Here is a 20,777-nt window from a genome sequence, read left to right as displayed (position 1 = left end):
TCTTTGGAAAGATTATTAACAACGGGAGACCAGAAAAATCAAAAAGTAAGAATAGCAGTTGATATAGTTGCCAGTTTTAGTGAAATGGAAGCAATTCTGATGTTCCGTAGATTTACAGGTATAGATCATGGTTCTGTCATGGACTATATAGTCTAGTTGAATGTTTATCCTTCTAGATTTTGATATTAACCAGTAGAGGCGCACAGCTAGCTGTACGCCCCTACGAATCACATGTATTTCACCTTACGAAAGTCTCAGGTTATAAAATCTACATTACTTAGTAATGATTTAGGTTAATGCCAGCTTCTTTTGCCATTGCTTCTAACCCATTAATTTGTAGGGTTTTGATTGCTTTGGTAGACAGCTTTAACTTCACCCAACGATTTCCAGCTTCCCACCAAACACGCTTGCTTTGCAGATTAACGTGCTGAAGGCGTTTAGTACGGCGGTGGGAGTGGGAAACAGCAAAAGCGTTATTTGCCTTCTTACCAGTTAGTTCACAGCGACGGGACATTGCAAGTATCTCCAGATTGTTATTTGAATACAGCCTTTCCATTTTAGGTCTTAGGCAACAGAAGTAGGAAAGGAGATGAGGGAGATGAGGGAGCAAGGGGAGAAATAACCCCTAACTCTTGTACAGAAGCCATTAATCGCGTCTGTACTCCTAACTATTCTTACTTACTAGCTTGTTCTGTCAGCTTGGTGAGTACCTCATTCGATCGCTCAACGAAAGATTTCATTCCCTCAGCGTCAAATCCTTTCTGAGACATCAGCGCTAAATCGTAGACGTGTTGACAAATCAAGTTCACTAACTGATCGGTAGGCGATTGACCATCACCTTGAATAATAGTACCTTGGTTAAGATTTGCCAGATTTTGAATCAACGGATGAGCAGTATTCACCAGCAAAACGTGATCTTCGGGAAAATCTACTGACTGCTGCTGCATCATGGCGTTCATTTCTCGCATCCGGCGGAGAATCTCTGGTAAAAGAACGATCGCAGGTGGTGTACCATGAGGATCGTCTGATTTTAAAGCTTCGGTGCGGATATTGAGTTTGGGTTTGTTGAGAGATTTCTCAAATAACTCTTTGATCGTCTCACTCCGAGTTTTGTTCGTCTTCGGATCAACAATTTCCGTAGCTTTGTCTTGTTCCAGCAGGGTATTATCTAAATCGGAGTCCACCCGTGTAAATTTGACATCCTGATATTCCCGCTCTAGGAAGTTGATAAAGTGGGTGTCAATGAAGGAGTCCATAAACAGGACTTCCAAGCCTTGATTTTTGTGCAGTTCTATGTATGTTGCTTGGGTTGCTCCATCGGTGCTGTAGAAAACTCGGTTTTCGTTACGTTCTTTGTTACGTTCTAAATACTCTTTCAGTGTGGTGTAAGGAGCGCTGGGTGCTGAGTCAGAACTAGGTGAAGGAGTCACATCTTGCCAAGCATCCCCGTCTGAAGACTGTACTTCAACCACTGGAGTTTCAGCAGCAACTTTTTCTGTTAGCTTGGCGGTGGTGCGGAAGACTATAATATCTTCGATTTGTTTTTTGAATTTCTCGTCGTTGAGAACGCCGAATTTTACAAAAGTACCAAGATCCTTCCAAGCGCTAATATATTGTTCGCGGTTGTCGCGGAAAAGTTCTTTGAGGCGATCGCCTACTTTTTTAGCAATGTAATCACCGATTCTCCGCACGGTGCGATCGCCTTGCAAGGCACTACGCGATACGTTCAGGGGAATATCGGTACTATCAATCACACCCCGCATTGGAGTCAGAAATTGCGGGATAATTTCTTCGCAGTTGTCGCTAACAAAAACTTGATTGCAAAATAGCTTGATTTGCCCTTTCGTAACATCTACATCCGGTCTCATTTTGGGAAAATACAAAATCCCGTTAATGATAAAGGGATAGTCAGTATTTAAATGTACCCACAACAGAGGTTCTTCCTGAAAAGGGTACAAGTAGCGGTAAAACTCTAAATAATCTTCTTGACTCAGATTACTCGGAGACTCTCGCCACGGTGCTTTTTGCTTATTTAAAACTTCGCCTTCCAGCTTTATCGGTACTGGTAAAAAATCGCAGTAGGTCTTGACAAGATTCTTAATCCGTGCTGATTCTAGGAATTCCTCTTCTTCTCCTTGCAGGCTAAGAGTAATAGTAGTGCCGCGAGTTGTCCGGGGCGATTCTTCTAGGGTGAAAGCTGGCGAACCATCGCAAGTCCAGTGAACCGCCTGTGCCCCTTCTTGGTATGAAAGGGTATCAATCTCTACCTTTTGCGCCACCATGAAGGAAGAGTAAAAACCAAGACCGAAGTGGCCAATTATCGGTTGATCTGATTTGCCTTCATACTTATGAATAAATTCTTCAGCACTAGAGAAGGCAACCTGATTGATATATTTCTTAACTTCATCTGCGGTCATCCCGATACCGTTATCGGAAATGGATAGGGTTTTCTTATCTTTGTCAATGGCAATTTCAATTTCTGGTTCGCCGATATCTCCAGCGTAATCTCCAGCGCGGGATACCATTTTCAGTTTTTGGATGGCGTCTACAGCGTTAGATACCAGTTCCCGCAAGAATATTTGATGATCTGAGTAAAGCGATTTTTTAATGATCGGGAAAATATTCTCAGTATGAATACTGATAGTGCCTTGTTCTAGCATAATTGGTAATTCTTCGATGTTAGTATCTGAAATGATGATAGTGGTTAATACAGCCTAACTCTCTGTTTCCCAGAATAAACCCGGAGAACAAAGAAGGACATGATACCAATTAGGATTTTAGAAGCATAGCTTAGGCGATCGCACCTTTTTTGAGCGTTGTTTGCCCCCATTTTCTGAGTCGGATTTCCGTACTCCCCATTCCCTCGCCACAAGTGAGGCGAGGGTTGAAGGGGTAGAATTCTACGCGCTAAAGTATTTTGCTAACGGGTGGTAAGCAATAATCGCAGTGGTAGACTGTTCTGGATAAAGTTGTTCACTTTCATCCATATACAAATTAATCCTGTCAGTCTGCAATAACTCCAGTTGCTTATATTGGTCTTGAATATTTGGACAAGCTGGATACCCAAAACTATATCGTGAGCCACGATAGCGTTGTGCCAATATATCCCGAATATTATCGGGTTCCTCAGCAGTAAAACCTAACTCGCGGCGGATTCTGGCGTGTGTCCATTCAGCTACAGCTTCCGCTACCTGTACCGCCATACCGTGAAAATACAGGTAATCAGTGTATTGATTGGCAGCAAACAGCTTTTGGGCGAACTCTGTGGCAATCTCACCTACAGTCACCGCCTGCATCGGGAAGACATCAATAATTCCTGACTCCTTCGGTGCAAAGAAATCTGCTATGCACAGCCGCCTTAAAGCCTTCTGTCTGGGGAATTCAAAAGTTGCAACCTGTTGTGATTGGTTCTCTGAATCATATATATGTAGAGAATTGCCCTCGGCTTGACAAGGGAAATACCCGTAAATAACTTGGGGATGCAACAAATTTTCTTCAAGAATTCGCTGTTTCCAAGTTTCTAAAACTGGGTAAACTTTCTCAGCCAAGAAAGCCTGATATTCTTCCTTAGATTGTTCCTTTGGTTTACGGAATTGCCATTGTCCAGCAATTAAAGCTTGTAAATCTAAGTGCCAGAATATTTCCTCAATGGGAATATCAGTAAGCTGCAATAACTTCGTTCCCCAGAAAGGCGGTGTGGGACGTTCAATATCTATCGCCACAGCTTCGGAACGTCTTGTATCTAGTTCTTTTGGTTCAGCAGATGTTTCTTCAGCAGTCTTATTTTTTGGTTCTTTGTAACCATTAGTCGAAACTTCAGCAGTTTCAACTTCGTTCAAAAATCCCTGCAAATCTTCCCAGTTACCAGTACCCTTTGCTGGCATCAATTTATCCATGAAGTGCAAGTCAGAAAAGGCATCTTTGCCATAAACAACTTTACCTTTATAGGTATTTTGGCAATCTTCATAGACAAACTTGGGAGTCAGCGCCGCACCACCTAATATCACAGGGACACTAATTCCCTTTTCGTTAAATACCTCCAAGTTCTCTTTCATGAAAGCGGTGGATTTTACCAGCAAACCACTCATGGCTATACAATCAGCTTTATGCTGTTCGTAAGCGTTGATGATGTTTTCCACCGGCTGCTTAATTCCCAGGTTAATCACCTTGTAGCCGTTGTTGGATAAGATGATATCCACCAAGTTTTTACCAATGTCGTGGACATCGCCTTTCACTGTAGCAATGATAAAGGTTCCCTTGCCATTGTTGCCTGATTCTGATTTTTCCATGAACGGTTCTAGAAACGCTACCGCCGCTTTCATGGTTTCCGCAGATTGCAAGACGAAAGGTAACTGCATTTGTCCAGAACCGAATAATTCCCCGACAACTTTCATGCCGTCTAGCAGGAAGGTGTTGATAATTTCTAAGGGGGGATGTTCTTCTAAGGCTTTTTTCAGATGTTCTTCTAAGCCAATGCGTTCGCCATCGATGATATGGCGTTTCAGACGTTCTGGGATGGGGAGACTTTCGTCTAAGGAGCGATCGCGCTTAGTTGTTACCCCGGCAAACACTGTGGTAAGCTCTCCCAAGGGATCGTAAACACAAACATTACCCTCAAATTTCCGCTCATCATAAATCAACTGCCGACAAATTTCTTGATGGCGGGCGTCAATCTTCGATAACGGTAAAATCTTGTTAGCGCTGACAATGGCTGCATCCATTCCCGCCGTTGTCGCTTCGTGTAAAAACACTGAGTTCAGCACCATCCGCGAGGCTGGATTCAAACCAAAGGAAATATTAGAAACACCCAAAATCACATGACATCCAGGCAATCCTTCACGAATCCGCCGGATGGATTCGATTGTGGCTTTACCGTTTTCTCGGTCTTCTTCAATCCCGGTGGAAATGGGTAACGCTAGGGTATCAAAAAATATTTCTGTGGGTGGTATGCCATATTCTACAGCTTGACGGTATGCACGCCCCGCGATCGCAAACTTTTTGTCTGCTGTCCGCGCCATCCCATCTTCATCGATAGTACCAATGACTACACCAGCACCATATTTTTTCGCTAACTCCAGCACCTTCAAAAAGCGCGTTTCCCCATCTTCGTAGTTGGTGGAGTTCAGCAAACACTTACCACCGGCAACCTTTAAACCTGCCTCCATCTTTTCCCATTCGGTAGAGTCAAGCATTAAAGGCAATGTCACATTATTAACAATGCGCGAAACTAATTCGTGCATATCTCGTACACCGTCGCGTCCCACATAATCGACGTTGATATCGAGGATGTGTGCGCCTTCTTTTACCTGCGCCCTCGCCATTGAAACGAGTCCATCCCAATCTTCGGCGTTTAGCAAATCGCGGCACTTCTTGGAACCACTGGCGTTGAGACGTTCGCCAACAATCAAGAAGGAATTATCTTGGTCGTAGGGCTGAGTGGTGTAAATTGATGCTGCTGCTGGTTCTAAGCTAGGATGTCTAACTTTTGGCTTCAGACCTTTAGCAACTTCTGCCAATTGTTGAATGTGTTCTGGACGTGTCCCACAGCAACCCCCAATCACTTGGACACCCAAATCTTCAACAAAATGCATCAATGACATCCGTAATTCTAATGGTGTCAGGCGGTAGTGCGCTTGACCGCCAACGTTCTCAGGTAAACCCGCGTTGGGTATACAGGAAACGATGAAAGGTGAATGTTCTGCCAGATACTTGATATGTGGTTTCATCAAGTCTGGGCCTGTGGCACAGTTTAGACCGAGAATATCAATTGGGTAAGGTTCCAAAATTGTCAGCACAGCGCTGATTTCTGAACCAACCAACATTGTGCCCATGCTTTCCATTGTCACAGACACCATCAACGGACGGCGATCGCCTTTTTTGGCAAACACTTCTTCAATGGCATTCAGCGCCGCCTTAATTTGCAGCACATCTTGGCAAGTTTCCACCAGAAATAAATCGACACCACCATCCCACAGCGCTTCTGCTTGTTCAGCAAAAGTAGCTTTCATGGTGTCAAAGTCAATATGTCCCAAGGTAGGAAGTTTTGTTGTGGGGCCGATGGAACCTGCCACAAAGCGGGGTTTTTCTGGCGTGGAAAATTCCGCCGCCACACGCTTTGCTAATTCTGCGGCTGTCTTGGTGAGGTAATAGGCTTGGTCTGCCAAGTCATATTCTGCCAGCACAAGGGAGGTACTGCCAAAGGTATCGGTTTCAATGACATCAGCACCAGCAGCGAGAAAGTCTCGGTGAACCTTAGCGACTGCTTCGGGTTTCGTGTGAACTAAGTATTCGTTACAACCTTCATACTGTGGGCCACCGAAGTCCTCAGCAGTGAGGTTTTGGGTTTGCAGGTTGGTTCCCATCGCCCCGTCGAAGACGAGGACTGGGCTATCTGGACTACGCAGGCGTTCAAGGAAAGGATGAGTCATATTTTCCTAGAAGAAATGAGGAAATCAAGTGAGTATTGTGATACTCCACTTACTTTATTATTTTCCAAGATTGTGATATTTTCGGCATCTTTTAATAAAGTCTGTTTTGCTGAAACTCACTATTGGCTCATTTTGACCTGATTTATCAAGGTTGACGACGGCAGAATTATGCAAAAGCGTCCTCATATCATGTGTGCTTGATTGGTTATTAAACTCGAAGAACCCCACTTGGCTTGCAGCTACGCTTTGTCTTCCCTCCCCGCAAGGCTACGGTTTACACAAAAGTCTGAAATAGCTACCAAGCTTTTACCCCACCCTAACCCTCCCCTTATAAAGGGCAGGGAACAAAATTTCTAATTTACCCCCAATATATCGGGGGGATTAAGGGGGGTAATTCACTGAGGAACGAAACCCAACCTACATTGGAGTTATTTTTTAGGAAAAACCTACGCAGTATTGACACAGGCGGGGTTTTACTAAATTCTACACATAGTAAGATGAAATATTTTCGCCAAGTTTCTTATCTTAGAATCACAGCTTAGAGTTGTTACTCCGTTCAGCTCAAAGATGGAAAAAACACCAGGAGTATAACTTGAGTCTTACTATGGATTTAAATTCTTTGTTCAATCTAAATACATTTATTGAATTATTACTGGGGATTAGTTTGAGCGCTGCGGCTGGCTTTCGAGTATTTGTACCACTGCTAGCATTGAGTGTGGCTTCAGTTTTTGGACATTTAGATTTGCCGACTAACTTTGATTGGGTGGAAACACCTCAAGCTGTAATTGTTTTTGCAGTCGCTTGTTCGCTGGAAATTATCGGTTATTACATTCCTTGGTTGGATCATCTGCTAGATATTGTAGCCACTCCTGCGGCATTTATCGCCGGGACAATTGTCACAGCATCTGTTGCTCCAGAGATGAATCCATTGGTGCAATGGACGTTAGCTTTAGTTGCTGGTGGTGGAACCGCAGGATTAACTCAGGGATTAACGAATATATTGCGGATAAGTTCTACTGGCGTTTCAGGTGGATTAACCAATCCAGTTGTGTCAACCATTGAGTTGCTCATTGCAATCGGACTGTCTGTGTTGGCGCTAGCTTTCCCAGTGGTAGCAGGAGTGATTGTGATTGGTTTTCTAATAATAGCTATTCAAAGAATCTGGAATTTCTTCTTCAATAAATCATCTTCTCAAATTAAGAAAACCGTTTCTCCATCAAGGGAATTGGGATAAGTACTTATGGATTTGTTGTTGTTGCTGCGATCGCAATTATAAAGCGATCGTAGTCGTAGAATGTGTTACCACGAAAGCGTAACGCACCTTTGATACTCGTGAATGAACCTCAAAGCTTCGTGAATCAGTCTTTGAACTCCGTTAATGAGTCTTTGATACTCGTGAATAAATGAATGTTATTGCGAGGTTAGCGATGTCTACAACGGGCTACGCCTATGCACCCTGCTAATTTAAACATTACATCCGTTTTTATGGAGATGAAAACACTGAGCCAGTCTCTAACGCTTAGTTACGATATACTACTTTAGTAAATATCGCTACAAAGTTGGTGAGGTTTGCAAGTGACAACGCTTTTTATGATTTCTTCTTTTTTTACGAAGTCTTTACTCATTTTTATTCATTTTCGTGACATCACCATCTCTAAAATAATTGGTAATCAATATGATGTTTTTATAATTACCAATTATCTGTATTAAATTTCTGCTGGGAAAGGTTGCCAAACTTCACCATATTTCTCTTTTAGAGTCTGCCAAGCTTCCACCTGTCCTGGTTCATATTCGCCAGGTTTACCCCATTGCAAAAACAGGCTTAAGGCAGGTTCATGTTTCTCATCTATAAACCGGATAGCATAGGTTGTAAAATTCCCCCTCTTTGCTTCACCTGTTTCAAATTTCACCTGAGTAATTTTGTCCATATTCAAATGAAATTCAAAGCCTTCAGTATGCATATTCGCGTACTTACCTTTAGGCAATTCTGCATAAAATAACTTTTCTATTTTGCCTCGTGCTTCTAATACAGCAGCACTGCTAGTAACAATTAAACGCAAAGTTCCTAAAGTCTCACAAGCTTCTAAAAATTCTTTCAATGTTCTGGTCATTTGTCATTTGTCCTTTGTCATTGGTTATTTGTTATTTGTCATTTATTAGTTTTTTACTAATGACCAATACTTCTCTACGAGAGGCTACACTTAGGACAGGCTCGGCACGAGTCACTCAGTACAAGTGACTAATGACTAATGGCTATTTCTCGTATTGTTCATAAGCAGCAACAATGCGCTGAACTAGAGGATGGCGCACAACATCTTTTTGGGTAAATTCGCAAAAGGCAATGCCTTCAACGTGTTTTAAAATTTGTAAAGCTACTCCTAAACCCGATTGTTGGTGAAGTGGTAAATCAGTTTGTGTCATGTCGCCTGTAATTACCATCCGAGAACGGAAACCCAAACGAGTCAAAACCATTTTCATTTGAGCAGGTGTAGTATTTTGCGCTTCATCCACAATTACAAAGGCGTTATTGAGGGTGCGTCCCCGCATATAAGCGAGTGGTGCGACTTCAATTACACCGCGTTCCATTAAACTGGGTACTTTTTCGGGGTCGATAAATTCATAAATAGCATCGTAAAGTGGGCGAAGATAGGGATTAACTTTCTGCTGTAAGTCTCCAGGCAAAAAACCAAGTTTTTCACCAGCTTCGACGGCAGGGCGAGTTAAAATTAGCTTTTCAAACTCGTTAGCAAGAAGTGCTTGCACAGCGACAACAACAGCGAGATAAGTCTTACCAGTACCAGCAGGCCCAATACCAAAGGTGAGATCGCGTCTACGGAGTGCATCGATATATTGACGCTGGCGAAAGGTTTTGGCACGGACTTCTTCGCCCCGGCGACTTTTGGCAAGGACATTTCGCTGTAAATCTTGCAGTTCCCCTTGCCGATCGCTATCTATGGCTTGACGAGCTGTTAAAATATCGGCACTGGAAATAGTATTGCCTTTAATCCAGAGGTCTTCAAGCGATCGCACTAATCGAGAAGCCAGATCAATTTGCCCTTCGGTACCAGAAATCACTAATTCCTGTCCGCGTAGCACTAAAGTGGCTCCTGTTTGCCGAGATAGCATTTTGAGATTTTCTTCTCTATCTCCGGCAAGAGCCATCGCACTGGGAATATTGGGCAGCTGAATTGTTAAGGCACCTGCCATAGTATTTCTTAATTGGTGAGGATCTGTGTTTGACAAAGGTTAATCTTTTTTCGCCCTTAGCGAAATTACGCTTTTATTATTTACATTTTGGAAAAATCTTTGTAACAAATGAATCTTCGTAGAAGCATAAAGCTGTACGCACCTACTTGTCAAAAATAGGAAAAGGGGCAGGGGGCGGGGAGCAGGGGGGGAATGCCCATACATGAATGTAGGGCTGCTGAAGTAAGGACGTATTATTTCTCGTGTTACACATCAAATAAATACTTTTACTTTTGGGCATAAATAAATTTAGGTAGTCTCTAATCCTTGTGACAGGTTAATTCCAGTATCTTTCTCCCTGCTCCCTGCTCCCCTGCCTCTTCGGTGAAGAGTTCAAAAAAAGATCCAAAAATCTTTTTGCTACTTTCCATCTTTACAAAAATTCTGAGCGGAGGTAACCACAACCGCTCAGACTTGCTCTCTAGTTTGAAATTAGCGGAGACGAGGTTTAACAATGGGTTTAGGCCCATCATTTCCACGCGGTTCTCTCCTAGTCGGCGGTGGCGATCGCTCTTCTGTCTCTTCATCAAAAGACATACCCTCGCGGCCCGGTGCAGTGCTGCCGTAGATATCCAGATATACTGATTGCCCAGTCGCGGCTGCGGCTGCGGCAATTACTGTACGAATCGCCTGAATATTGCGTCCCCCTCGACCAAACACTTTCCCTTTATCCGTGTTTTCAAAGGCGATGCGAATCCAAGCCCGGTTGAGGGCCTGAGAAATTTCACAATCGACGCTTAAAGTCTCTGGAGATTCCAAAAATGGCTGCACTAAAAACCGAACCAGCTCAACATAGTTGGGACTAGCTGTTGGGGATATTGTTCCCGAATTATGATGCGGCTGTAACTGTGGCACTGACCTGTTCAAAAACATTGGCTTTTACTAAAATGCGACGGACGGTGTCAGTGGGTTGAGCGCCTTGTTGTAGTCGCTTGACGATGCCGGGAACGTCTAGTCGCACTTCATCGGTTCTGGGGTTGTAGAATCCCAACTCTTCTAGGGGACGACCATCGCGGCGAGCGAGGTTGTTAATGGCGACAATGCGGTAACTTGCTTCCCGCTTTTTACCGTATCGCTTCAAGCGCAGTTTGATCATGGTTAAAGAATCATTCTCCTAATTGGTAAGTATGCCGAAATGCTAATTTTAGCACTCGTCTAGCATTTGGTGCTATTTCTCATTAGTTATTAGCCATTTGTCATTAGCAAATTACTAATGCCCAATAACTAAAGATTACCGAAGCCTTTCTTCTTTTTATCTTTGGTTTTTTTCTTTTTCGTGCCTGTGGCATCACCGCCATAACCCCGCCATCCGGGGGCTGGGGGACGATTGCCTGCACCTGCGAAGGCGTTGCCCATGCCGCCACCGCCGAACATTCCCGGCATTCCAGGGAAGCCACCTTGACTCATTTGCTGCATGAGCGATCGCATTTTTTGGAAATCACCCACTAGTTTAGTCACATCTGACTCTCTATAGCCGGAGCCAGCAGCAATCCGCCGCCGCCGACTGGGAGAACTAGCTAATAAATCGGGGTCGTGGCGTTCTTGGCGAGTCATGGAGTTAATCATCGCCTCACAGCGTTTTAGCTGGGTTTCTCCCTGCTTAAGTTGATCGTCTGAGAGCTTGTTCATCCCTGGAATCATCTTGATGAAGCCTCCCAGAGAACCCATGTTCTTTAGCATCCGCAACTGCTTGAGAAAGTCAGTAAAGTCAAACTTTGCTGACAAAATTTTCTCCTGCATTTTCTCAGCATCTGCTAAGTCAAACTCTTCCTGGGCTTTTTCTACCAGGGTCAGCACATCGCCCATTCCCAAAATTCGGGATGCCATGCGATCGGGATAAAACGGTTGCAGTGCCTCGACTTTCTCACCTACGCCCACAAACTTAATTGGCGCTCCCGAAATCTTTCGCACTGAAAGCGCTGCACCACCACGGCTATCACCATCCATCTTGGTGAGAATCGCCCCAGTAATTCCTATCTGATCATGGAAGGTGCGGGTAAGATTGGCTGCTTCTTGACCAGTCATCGCGTCCACCACCAACAGAGTTTCATGGGGTTGGACAGTTGCTTTGATGCGGGCTAATTCCGCCATCATATCTTCGTCAATTTGCAGGCGACCAGCAGTATCAATAATTACTGTATTTACACCTTCTGCCCTGGCGCGTTCTACACCTTGCCTTGCAATTTCTACGGGATCTGCATCACTTCCTAGTTCAAATACTGGTACGTCAATTTGCTTACCCAACGTTACCAACTGGTCAATCGCTGCTGGGCGATATACGTCTGTCGCTACTAACAAACAGCTACGATCTAATTTTCTCAAATGTAAGGCTAACTTAGCGGTAGCTGTGGTTTTCCCAGTACCTTGTAACCCAGCCATTAGCACAATAGTAGGTTGTTCCTGGGCTTCTGCGATGGGAACATTTTCTTCTCCCATCACCTGCACCAATTCATCGTGAACAATTTTGATGAACTGTTGGTCAGGTCGCACACCAGTAATCACCTCGGCTCCCTGTGCCTTGGCTTCGACTTCGCTAATAAAATCTTTGACTACCTGGAGATTAACATCTGCTTCCAACAAGGCGCGGCGCACTTCGCGCAATGCATCTTGAATGTTGGATTGAGAAATTTTGTCCTGTCCCCGCAGTTTTTTCCAGGCGGATTCTAAACGGTCAGATAGAGCATCAAACATAATGTAATTACAGGTAGTTCGCCAATGAGAAATTTTGAACCGCCGATGAATGCGATTCCGAATTTCCGCTAAAGTTTAAACGTGCTATCTACCAGCTTAGTATTTTTCACCCCGACTGTAGCAACCAGATACTTAGCTTTATTAAAGTGGCAAACTGTCCTTTGCGTCCTTTGCGGTTCGTTTCCTCATGATTTTTTGCGTAAGTCTTGTGAAAGAGAGCTTTACACATAGCTTATTGATTTGAAAACTGTTATAATCGCCATTTTATGGTTGAGTTTCTGCTGGTTTTGAACGTTGTTGTTGATAAAAGCGGACAACTTTTTGCACATACTCAGCAGTGAAACCTTTATTACAACCTGTATAGCTACCAGTCATCCACCAACAAGCTGCACCACGCACAGATGCAATTTCATTATTGTTGGTGGCGCGAAACTGATTAGTTAATTCACGGCGCGTGATACAGGATACAACTTCGCGGGCGATCGCAGGGCTATTTTCAAACTGCGTCGGTGTCAGTTCTCGTTTGAGACAAGTTCTTGTCCAGCCTTTAAGGGTTTCTGGTTTAACTTGCCATTCGCTGTAATATCCATCGTTGGGGTTTTTTGTCTGCGGTGCAGCTTGTCGTAATGCTTCTACCATCGCCGCAACTTGGGTATCAGAAAGCGGCTGCTGTGCTTGAGCTAATAATGGCAATAATCCGAAGGCGACAATAACTCCGCCCACTAGTAATCCTATTGGGGTTTTTCTCATAACATCCTATGTGTTTACGCTATCAATTAGCAAGGCATGATGCACAGATTAGGAATCTACTAAATTTTCTATAGTATTGGCATCATTTGGTAATGCGGCTGTTAAAACTTCGCTACCTTCTGCGGTAACTAAAACATCATCTTCAATACGGATTCCGCGCACATCGGCAAATTCAGATAAGCGCTGCCAATTCACTACACTCTGATATTTTGAGCGAACATTGGCATCATTTAAAATTGCTGGTACTTGATAAAAACCAGGTTCAATTGTGACTAACATTCCTGGACGCAAAGGACGATTTAAACGGAGGTAGCCTAAGCCAAAGCGATCGCTCCTAGAACGTCCCTCTTCATACCCAGCTAAATCACCCAAATCTTCCATATCATGAACATCTAAGCCCAGTAGATGACCGATACCATGAGGGAAAAACAGCGCGTGGGCATCCATCTCTACTAAATCTTGGGGATTTCCTTGTAAAATGCCTAACTCTACTAAACCTTCAGCTATAACCGTAGCAGCTAACAAATGAATATCCCCATACTCTGCACCAGGGTGTATTTTGGCAATGCAAGCATCATGGGCTACCAGCACAACATTATAAATATCTCTTTGGGTAGATGAAAAGTTACCAGAAACTGGCCATGTGCGAGTTACATCACCTGCCCAACCCGTCTCAGTTTCAGCGCCAACATCGGCAAGTAATAAGTCACCTGGTTGTAGGGGATGGTGATACTGTTCGTTATGCAAAACTTCACCGTGAACGGTAACAATACTGTTGTAAGAGGTGGTCATATTATGGGCAATAATTACCCCTTCCATTGCTGCCCGAACTTCTGCTTCTAGCTTGGCTTTAGGTGTTGCTGCCATACCAACTTTGTGCGCCTCAACAGTGACAGCAGCAGCTTTTCGCAACTGGGTTAATGCAGCTTCATCATGAGTGAGGCGGAGAGAAACGATCGCCTTAGCTAACTCCAAGTCAATTCCTTGGGGAGGACTTTGTGGTAAAACCCATCTATTTAATAGCTGTGATTGTTGCGTCCAAGTAGCTGCATCTTGTACAGCAAGTGTGGCGGCATCTTCTAACCAAGACTCTAATTCTGCCATTGGTCGAGCTACATCTGCCCCAATATTCTGAGCTATTTCCTCCCGCGTTGGCATTTTTCCATGCCAAAGAGCGCTGCTGGGTGATGGATCGTCTATAAATAGTTCTAGTTTGCCGCCTTCTAAACGAATTGCTGCATTTGATAATGGCAGTCCAGCAAAATAGAGGAAATGACTGCTAGCGCGAAACGGAAAGGGATTTGCAGGAAAGTTACGCGAACTGTTGCTACCTGACCACAGAATTGCTGGAAAATCAATCAGGTTGGCTAATTGTTGGCGTCGGTGGCGTAAAGTATCGACGAGGGAAGTAGAAGTTTGTTGGATTAGCATAAATAGAAACTCAAAAAGAAGGGTAAAAGTTATAGCTTTGCCTTTATTTAGTCGTTATCGTCTTTATCGTCATCGTGTTTATCATTCTTGCGATCGCCATGTTTGTCGTCGTCATCTTTGTCGTTCTGCTTTACTTGGTTAGGCTGTACGACTGGTTTTTGTTGCTCAGTTGGAGCAGATGGCTGCGGTACCTCAACAACACAACTAACTAATCCTCCAGATATTAGCGCTAAGTTGACAGCCGCAAAGATGCTTCTGAGAATTTTTATGGTCATGTTTCCGTTTTGCTTTGACATTGACCCCAGTTTTTGGAAATTGTATTCCTAATTTATCAGGTACTGTATATGGCGGTTCTCGTTTGGATGTAACACGCGCTTTGCTAGCTGTGTTACCCTACAAATGATGCACCGCCTCATAACAATGGTAAATAGAGGCAATAGAGGCATAAATATCTAATGCACTCCTAATAAATAAATATAATGCTGTCTAATTTTCAAGGTGACTCTAATGGGACAAACCATTACTCAGGTTGATGCTTTTACCAATACACCTTTTGCAGGTAATCCTGCTGCTGTCTGTGTTCTGCCTACTCCCCAAAACGAACGCTGGATGCAGAATGTAGCGCAGGAAATGAATTTAGCTGAGACAGCTTTTCTAGTTAGAATACAGGATGATGGCTTCAATCTGCGTTGGTTTACGCCCACGCTAGAAGTACCGCTTTGTGGTCACGCAACTTTAGCTAGTGCCCATGTACTTTGGTCAGAGGGGCATTTATCACCTGATGAAGTTGCGCGTTTTTATACTAAAAGCGGAGTGCTGATTGCGAAGTTGCAAGGTGAGTGGATTGAGTTAGATTTTCCTGTGAATCATTCACAAGTAACAGTCGCCCCGCAAGAACTCAAAGCTGCTTTGGGTGTCCCATACAAATCTGTTTTTTTGAATTCCTTGGGCTATTTAGTGGAATTGGAATCTGAAGATTTGGTATGGCAAATACAGCCAAATTTCCAAATATTGAAAACATTGCCTACTTCTGAGATTATTGTCACCAGCCTCACTAACGTTGATTCTGAATATGATTTTGTCTCTCGCTTCTTTGCACCGGGTTTAGGGATTGATGAAGACCCTGTAACTGGGGCGGCTCATTGCTGTCTTGCTCCCTTCTGGCGCGATCGCTTGCACAAAGATGAGTTATTGGGTTATCAGGCATCCAGTCGTGGTGGCGTGGTGAAGGTGCATTATGACGGAGGCGATCGCGTCTTTCTGAGTGGACAAGCGGTAACTGTTATGCGAGGCGAGTTAATTACCGCATAAACCTAATATTACAAATTAATAGCATCTGGTAAAAACTCAGCATCAAGAATTTGGGCAATGGAATAAGGACACTCGACTGGAAACGTATTTATTGTTAAAGCAAAACTCCGTCGTAGCTGTTTTGAACTTGCTACGGCGGAGAAAGGAAAAATTAAAACGCTAAGAGTGAGCAGGCCAAATGCTTGCATCACAAGGATAGAAAGAAAGCAAAAATGAAGAAGTAAATTTACCTTTTACTTTTTACCTTGTACATTTTACCTAGTCTCTCCCTTGGCGTTTCCTACTGTGCTAGATGTGCAAAATATATAGTTTTTACTTGAACAGAAAAGTATTGTAACGATCATTTTTTATGTATCCTCCTAAAGGCTGAATACAAATGAATCTTGAAAAAAGGCTGATGTGCGACCATTTAGGCGATCGCTACGGAAATTCAAATAAAAAATAAATAAAAAATTAAATTTAGTAGAATTACTCTAGTGAATCCCCAGTCGCCATCGGTTCGATCATGACTTGATCAACCAAAAATGGCTAATAACTATAAAATTTGCAGAACAACTAGTGTCATATCATCAGTGTTTTGCTTATCAGCACCAATGAATTGCTCAACTTGGTCGAATAGGTAATCCACAATCTCCTCTGGACCATTGCAGTACTTACAAGCCGTATTGAAGCCAGCGACAAAGTTATCTTCATCGAAGCGATCGCCACTAGCAGCAGCAGCATCGGTCAAACCATCTGTATAGTAGATAATTGTATCTCCAGGCTCTAACTGTGCCTGGGCATCTTCATATTGACTGTTAGCATCCAAACCAATTAACATTCCTAGAGTATCTAAACGGCTGACAGTTTTTGTAGCTGCATGCCACCACAAGGGAGGATTGTGTGCCGCATTGCTATAAGACAAAATTCGGCTGTGGGGATTATATTCTGAATAAAATAGCGTTATAAACCGATGGGAATTTTCCAAATCCGCATACATAACTCTATTTAAGTTTTGTAGAATTCCAGCAGGAGAATTACCATGTAGCACTTCTCCCCGTAACATTCCCCGCATCATCGTCATAATCAGCCCAGCCGGAACACCTTTGCCCATGACATCTCCAATAACCAAACCCCAGCGACTATTTTCCATGCTGCCTTTGGTCTTGGATTGGATTTTATTGTGATTGGTAGCAATAAAGTCGTAATAGTCTCCGCCGACGCGATTGGCAGGTTTACAACGTGCCGCCAGGACTGCACCAGGGATTGTGGGACATTGACGTGGCAAAAGTCGCCGTTGAATTTCTGCACCAATTTCTAGTTCTTGGTCTAGGCGTTCTTTTTTTCTTAGTTCTACAGCTAGTTCATCGTTTTCGATCGCAACGGCTGTTTGGTCTGCTACTAACCTAACTAACTTTTGCCTCGTTTCTGTCCAACTATATTCTGGATCGCGGCTCAAGACATAGAGCCATCCCCGTTCTGTATGCTTCACTAGAATCGCCGTACCAAAGATTTGTACATCTGGCCCCAGATAGCGATGCATCTGGTCATCCAAAATCCCCGTGGCATTTGCTAGAGGGGCAGCATTGGGCAGAAGCGTGATTTGACTGCTGGCTATTTCTAGGGCTTTGCGGATATTTTTTCGCTGGCGACTATCTTGCCAATGTAACTGCTCTAATCTTACTTGACCATTAGGTTTGTAGAGAAACAGGGCGCTGCCGTCTGCATCTGTCACTCTTGTTGCCATCAGGGGGATCAGTTCCAAAAACTGATTCAAATTATTGAAACTTCTTAGGGCAAATCCTAAAGAACTGAGCAAATCTTGAATTTTGTTCTGTTCCCGGTGCAACCTTGCCACGAGTTCTTTGAGTGCTACGACTGGTGTGACATCTGTCGCGGCACTACTATTATTGTCAATGGGTTGAGAGGGCAGTTGAGACACAGGCACAGGTACTATTGCACTTTATATTGGCAGATTTTAGATTACTTATAAATCTTTTGGCTTTGGCATTGCTAAACCATATTTAGACAAGACTTGTCACTTTAGCAAGAGTATAAAGACGTAACAGGTAACTTTTATCAGTATTTTATTTGCTGATTGTATTTCTGATGGAATATTTGTAATTTCAAATCATGTATTTTTAGCCAAAAACCAATCCGTAAAAATTACTAGTTTTAGTGATAGTTAAGAAAGCTTTTTATTTTCTCATAACTTAATTACCAAAGCATATCTCTAAAGTCATAAAAATACTTTATTAAAAGAATAATTTATAACGCTTTCATAGTAATTGTTTGGGCAGAGGCAACTAGGAGAGTGGAATTTTTTTGAGTGAAAACCCGGATTACTAGAGAAAATATTTATAGATACTTTCGCAAGTAAGAGATGAGAATACACCTGGAAGTGTTGAACCAGCTTACTTACAGCAATTCGCTTTTTGAGTTCATAGTAGACGGTTTTGCGAAGTTCTGATGGTAGGAAGCCGTAGTTTTCCTGATGTTGGCTGGCGCTGGGCAAACAAATGACGCTCTTACTCCCACTCTTAAGTAAGTTACGTGCAGTATGCAGTTCTGCCAACTCGCGAAGGCAGTTCCTTCGATCTAAGAATACAAGTCGCCATAGGCAATACTAGTTACCTAGAAAGGCAAACCCTCCTATAGTGCTGAACTGACTGTACTGGCTCCCCAACGCACTACTCACTGCTCAGACTGCTGTCCATCTTGCACATGTTGTATTTAGGGGTGAGCGTCTCGCTTGCCCTTTAAATCGCTGCAAGATGAAGCTTCCGGGGTTTTGTGTGTTGTGTCTAAATGCCCATCAGAGTGTGAAAAAAGGCATTAGCTTGAAATTTTAGCAAAAGTTATCCATTTATTGTGACAAACTTATGATTTACAAGAAGTGATCTGTTTCTAATGAGTTCAAGTGATAATACCAGATCAGTAATCCCTAAATTTATCAGTTGTCAAGAAAAATATTTAACTCCAAATTTTTCAGTTAGCCGCTCAAGAGAGCTTCGACAAACTCATAGCTAGAAAAGGGGCGCAGGTCTTCAATTCCTTCGCCAGCACCAATAAAGCGAATGGGTAAACCTAGCTGTTGCACAACTGCAAGGGCAACGCCACCTTTGGCAGTGCCATCAAGCTTAGTTAAAACAACGCCACTTAATTGGGCAGCTTGGGAGAAAACTTCGGCTTGCCGCAGTCCATTTTGCCCTAAAGTAGCATCTAAAACTAAAAGAGATTCTACTTTGGCATTTGGGGCTTTTTTGTCGATAATTCGCCGAATTTTGCTAAGTTCGTCCATTAAATTTTTCTTATTTTGCAGTCGTCCAGCTGTATCTACCAGAAGTAATTCGGTTTGACGTGCTTGGGCGGCTGCGATCGCATCAAACACAACTGCTGCCGGATCTGTATTCTTTCCCGGATTGGAAATTACTTCTACACCACTTCTATTACCCCAAACCTTCACCTGTTCCACGGCTGCGGCGCGGAAGGTGTCTGCTGCCCCAATTAAGCATTTATAACCAGATTTTTGTCCCAGATGGGCAATTTTACCGATGGTAGTAGTTTTACCGGCACCATTTACCCCAGTGATTAACCAAATATTCAAGGTTTCTTTTTCTGGGGTAAAGATAGTTTTGTGAGACGCAATGCTTGGTGCATCCAGCATATCCCGGAGGATTTTTTTCAGGTAAGCGATCGCTTCTTCAGGTGCGGTAACTTCTTCACGAAGTTTTGTCTGTAGAGCATTGATAATAAAGTCTGTCGCTTCTACACCTACATCAGCTTGTAAGAGCAATGCCTCAATTTCCGTTACAGCAGCTTGGTTTAGCGGCCCTTGACCAACGATCGCCTTCAGTTGGTTAAGAATGCTACGACGAGTTTTATCTAACCCTTGCCGGAGCTTTTTCAGCCAGGTAATTTCTTCAATAGAAACGTCTTCTGGACTTCTACCTTGAGCTGCTAAAACTTTCGCCGACCAGACAAACCCATCATCAAATACTAGTCCAGGAATTTCCTCTCCTGTCTCTGAGGTTGCAGCTACTGGCTGTACTACCTCTGGTGGAACTTCAATAGCAGTGGCCATTAGTTGTTCCAGCTTGGCTTGCCGTTCTGCCGCCGCCCGTTCTAAGAAGGATAGTGCTGTTGGCTGTGTTGCCTCTGGCATAGCTACTGGTTCGGTGGGCGTTGGTTCAGCCTCATTTGCCGTCAGCTCTGGGCTGAAGACATCTGGCTCTTCAGCAATTGCTGCTACTGAGGAATCTTCTGTAATTTCTTCTTCAGTAGCAGCTTGGATAACTTCTGGTTGTGCTGTTTCTACGGTTGTACTAACAGGTTCCTCAATTGCTTTTGCTTCGGTAATTTCCGCAATTGCCGTTTCTGCGGTTTCAGGTGGTGCTGATGCTGGTGAGGCATCACCTGAATCAGCCGGGGTTTCTACTACCTCGACTTGTTGTTTTTGCTGAATATTTTTGTAAGCAGCTTTAGCAAATGCTAACAAGTCTGTCGTTGTGTCTGGAGCAGTTTCAGCAGTTGGTGTTAATGTTTCGGCTGGCTCTGGCTGAGGTTCTTGTGCAGCAGGAGTTTCTTCCTGTTTTTTATCAGAGGGAGTGTCAGAGGAATCATTATGTTTACGACGGAACCAATTAAAAACCATTGCAGCAGTATTAGTTATATTAAGTTATAAGTTATGAGTTTAATTTAACTTGGGGCATTGGGCATTGGGCAATAATCAATAGTTCTTCTTCCCCTGTTTTCCTTGCTTCCCTTGCTCCCTCATCTCCCTGACTTTGGCAAGTAATTAAAAGCCTATGCTGTCTTTTTCTGCTCAATGACTCGGCGCAAAACCCCGTTAATAAACCGATGACCATCGTCTCCACTGTAGCGTTTGGCTAGCTCCACAGCTTCGTTGATGGCGATACTGTCTGGAACTCCTAAGAACTT

General features: G+C 43.5%; 17 protein-coding genes. 2 read left to right on the top strand and 15 right to left on the bottom strand.

Translation table 11 applies throughout. The features are described 5' to 3' along the window. Window positions 1-277: 277 nt before the first annotated feature. The 3 genes from rpmB to metH all read right to left on the bottom strand — a co-directional run bounded on the left by rpmB (window position 278) and on the right by metH (window position 6,428). Window positions 278-514, bottom strand: coding sequence for a 50S ribosomal protein L28 (gene rpmB, locus V7K25_RS06150; RefSeq protein ID WP_196527392.1), 237 nt, complete (start codon window positions 512-514; stop codon window positions 278-280). A gap of 160 nt (window positions 515-674) precedes the next feature. Beyond that, complete coding sequence (gene htpG, locus V7K25_RS06145; protein ID WP_335156042.1) at window positions 675-2,660, bottom strand: molecular chaperone HtpG; 1,986 nt, start codon at window positions 2,658-2,660, stop codon at window positions 675-677. Between the two features lie 240 nt (window positions 2,661-2,900). Continuing rightward, window positions 2,901-6,428: a methionine synthase gene (metH, locus tag V7K25_RS06140; RefSeq protein ID WP_335156040.1), complete on the bottom strand. Its 3,528-nt coding sequence runs from the start codon at window positions 6,426-6,428 to the stop codon at window positions 2,901-2,903. A 604-nt stretch (window positions 6,429-7,032) separates the two neighbouring features. Here metH and V7K25_RS06135 point away from each other — a divergent pair. Then, window positions 7,033-7,662: a DUF4126 domain-containing protein gene (locus V7K25_RS06135; protein WP_335156038.1), complete on the top strand. Its 630-nt coding sequence runs from the start codon at window positions 7,033-7,035 to the stop codon at window positions 7,660-7,662. Window positions 7,663-8,134: 472 nt separating this feature from the next. Here V7K25_RS06135 and V7K25_RS06130 read toward each other — a convergent pair whose 3' ends face one another. The 8 genes from V7K25_RS06130 to V7K25_RS06095 all read right to left on the bottom strand — a co-directional run bounded on the left by V7K25_RS06130 (window position 8,135) and on the right by V7K25_RS06095 (window position 14,821). After that, window positions 8,135-8,539 (bottom strand): ChuX/HutX family heme-like substrate-binding protein, encoded by a 405-nt coding sequence (locus V7K25_RS06130; RefSeq protein WP_335156036.1) that lies wholly within the window; start codon window positions 8,537-8,539, stop codon window positions 8,135-8,137. Window positions 8,540-8,681: 142 nt separating this feature from the next. Next, a complete protein-coding gene (locus tag V7K25_RS06125; RefSeq protein WP_335156034.1) occupies window positions 8,682-9,635 on the bottom strand; it encodes a PhoH family protein in 954 nt (317 codons plus the stop codon). A 471-nt stretch (window positions 9,636-10,106) separates the two neighbouring features. Then, window positions 10,107-10,547 (bottom strand): KH domain-containing protein, encoded by a 441-nt coding sequence (locus tag V7K25_RS06120; RefSeq protein WP_335156032.1) that lies wholly within the window; start codon window positions 10,545-10,547, stop codon window positions 10,107-10,109. Next, on the bottom strand, window positions 10,504-10,770 hold the full coding sequence (gene rpsP, locus V7K25_RS06115) for a 30S ribosomal protein S16 (protein ID WP_335156030.1): 267 nt from the start codon (window positions 10,768-10,770) through the stop codon (window positions 10,504-10,506). Before rpsP ends, V7K25_RS06120 begins: the two co-directional genes overlap by 44 nt. A gap of 128 nt (window positions 10,771-10,898) precedes the next feature. Beyond that, a complete protein-coding gene (gene ffh / locus V7K25_RS06110) occupies window positions 10,899-12,365 on the bottom strand; it encodes a signal recognition particle protein (RefSeq protein WP_335156028.1) in 1,467 nt (488 codons plus the stop codon). Between the two features lie 264 nt (window positions 12,366-12,629). Beyond that, entirely contained in the window at window positions 12,630-13,115 is a 486-nt protein-coding gene (locus tag V7K25_RS06105; protein WP_335156026.1) for a hypothetical protein, read from the bottom strand. Between the two features lie 48 nt (window positions 13,116-13,163). After that, entirely contained in the window at window positions 13,164-14,546 is a 1,383-nt protein-coding gene (locus V7K25_RS06100) for an aminopeptidase P family protein (RefSeq protein ID WP_335156024.1), read from the bottom strand. 47 nt (window positions 14,547-14,593) lie between these two features. Beyond that, window positions 14,594-14,821, bottom strand: a complete 228-nt coding sequence (locus V7K25_RS06095; protein ID WP_335156022.1) for a hypothetical protein — start codon at window positions 14,819-14,821, stop codon at window positions 14,594-14,596. Window positions 14,822-15,053: 232 nt separating this feature from the next. Here V7K25_RS06095 and V7K25_RS06090 point away from each other — a divergent pair, with 232 nt between their 5' ends. Next, complete coding sequence (locus tag V7K25_RS06090) at window positions 15,054-15,857, top strand: PhzF family phenazine biosynthesis protein (RefSeq protein WP_335156020.1); 804 nt, start codon at window positions 15,054-15,056, stop codon at window positions 15,855-15,857. A gap of 8 nt (window positions 15,858-15,865) precedes the next feature. On the opposite strand, the gene V7K25_RS06085 is transcribed toward V7K25_RS06090, so the two are convergent. The 4 genes from V7K25_RS06085 to V7K25_RS06070 all read right to left on the bottom strand — a co-directional run. Next, window positions 15,866-16,045, bottom strand: coding sequence for a hypothetical protein (locus V7K25_RS06085; RefSeq protein WP_335156018.1), 180 nt, complete (start codon window positions 16,043-16,045; stop codon window positions 15,866-15,868). Between the two features lie 347 nt (window positions 16,046-16,392). Then, entirely contained in the window at window positions 16,393-17,784 is a 1,392-nt protein-coding gene (locus V7K25_RS06080; protein ID WP_335156015.1) for a PP2C family protein-serine/threonine phosphatase, read from the bottom strand. A gap of 1,044 nt (window positions 17,785-18,828) precedes the next feature. Continuing rightward, window positions 18,829-20,490, bottom strand: coding sequence for a signal recognition particle-docking protein FtsY (ftsY, locus tag V7K25_RS06075; protein ID WP_335156013.1), 1,662 nt, complete (start codon window positions 20,488-20,490; stop codon window positions 18,829-18,831). Between the two features lie 152 nt (window positions 20,491-20,642). Next, on the bottom strand, window positions 20,643-20,777 hold a 135-nt coding region (locus V7K25_RS06070), incomplete at its 5' end, for a transcription antitermination protein NusB (protein ID WP_335156045.1).

Source organism: Nostoc sp. (assembly GCF_036919495.1).
In the GTDB taxonomy this organism is placed as follows: Bacteria; Cyanobacteriota; Cyanobacteriia; order Cyanobacteriales; family Nostocaceae; genus Nostoc.
The sequence above is the reverse complement of the archived record's forward strand: the minus strand, read 5'-3'. Positions and strand labels throughout refer to the sequence as shown.

What these genes read in the sequence shown, in the direction of transcription:
- V7K25_RS06130 (WP_335156036.1), bottom strand. Translation starts at nt 8,539, where the DNA reads ATGACCAGAACATTGAAAGAATTTTTAGAAGCTTGTGAGACTTTAGGA.
- ftsY (WP_335156013.1), bottom strand. Translation starts at nt 20,490, where the DNA reads ATGGTTTTTAATTGGTTCCGTCGTAAACATAATGATTCCTCTGACACT.
- V7K25_RS06105 (WP_335156026.1), bottom strand. Translation starts at nt 13,115, where the DNA reads ATGAGAAAAACCCCAATAGGATTACTAGTGGGCGGAGTTATTGTCGCC.
- rpsP (WP_335156030.1), bottom strand. Translation starts at nt 10,770, where the DNA reads ATGATCAAACTGCGCTTGAAGCGATACGGTAAAAAGCGGGAAGCAAGT.
- ffh (WP_335156028.1), bottom strand. Translation starts at nt 12,365, where the DNA reads ATGTTTGATGCTCTATCTGACCGTTTAGAATCCGCCTGGAAAAAACTG.
- V7K25_RS06125 (WP_335156034.1), bottom strand. Translation starts at nt 9,635, where the DNA reads ATGGCAGGTGCCTTAACAATTCAGCTGCCCAATATTCCCAGTGCGATG.
- V7K25_RS06100 (WP_335156024.1), bottom strand. Translation starts at nt 14,546, where the DNA reads ATGCTAATCCAACAAACTTCTACTTCCCTCGTCGATACTTTACGCCAC.
- V7K25_RS06085 (WP_335156018.1), bottom strand. Translation starts at nt 16,045, where the DNA reads ATGCAAGCATTTGGCCTGCTCACTCTTAGCGTTTTAATTTTTCCTTTC.
- metH (WP_335156040.1), bottom strand. Translation starts at nt 6,428, where the DNA reads ATGACTCATCCTTTCCTTGAACGCCTGCGTAGTCCAGATAGCCCAGTC.
- V7K25_RS06090 (WP_335156020.1), top strand. Translation starts at nt 15,054, where the DNA reads ATGGGACAAACCATTACTCAGGTTGATGCTTTTACCAATACACCTTTT.
- V7K25_RS06135 (WP_335156038.1), top strand. Translation starts at nt 7,033, where the DNA reads ATGGATTTAAATTCTTTGTTCAATCTAAATACATTTATTGAATTATTA.
- rpmB (WP_196527392.1), bottom strand. Translation starts at nt 514, where the DNA reads ATGTCCCGTCGCTGTGAACTAACTGGTAAGAAGGCAAATAACGCTTTT.
- V7K25_RS06095 (WP_335156022.1), bottom strand. Translation starts at nt 14,821, where the DNA reads ATGACCATAAAAATTCTCAGAAGCATCTTTGCGGCTGTCAACTTAGCG.
- V7K25_RS06120 (WP_335156032.1), bottom strand. Translation starts at nt 10,547, where the DNA reads ATGTTTTTGAACAGGTCAGTGCCACAGTTACAGCCGCATCATAATTCG.
- htpG (WP_335156042.1), bottom strand. Translation starts at nt 2,660, where the DNA reads ATGCTAGAACAAGGCACTATCAGTATTCATACTGAGAATATTTTCCCG.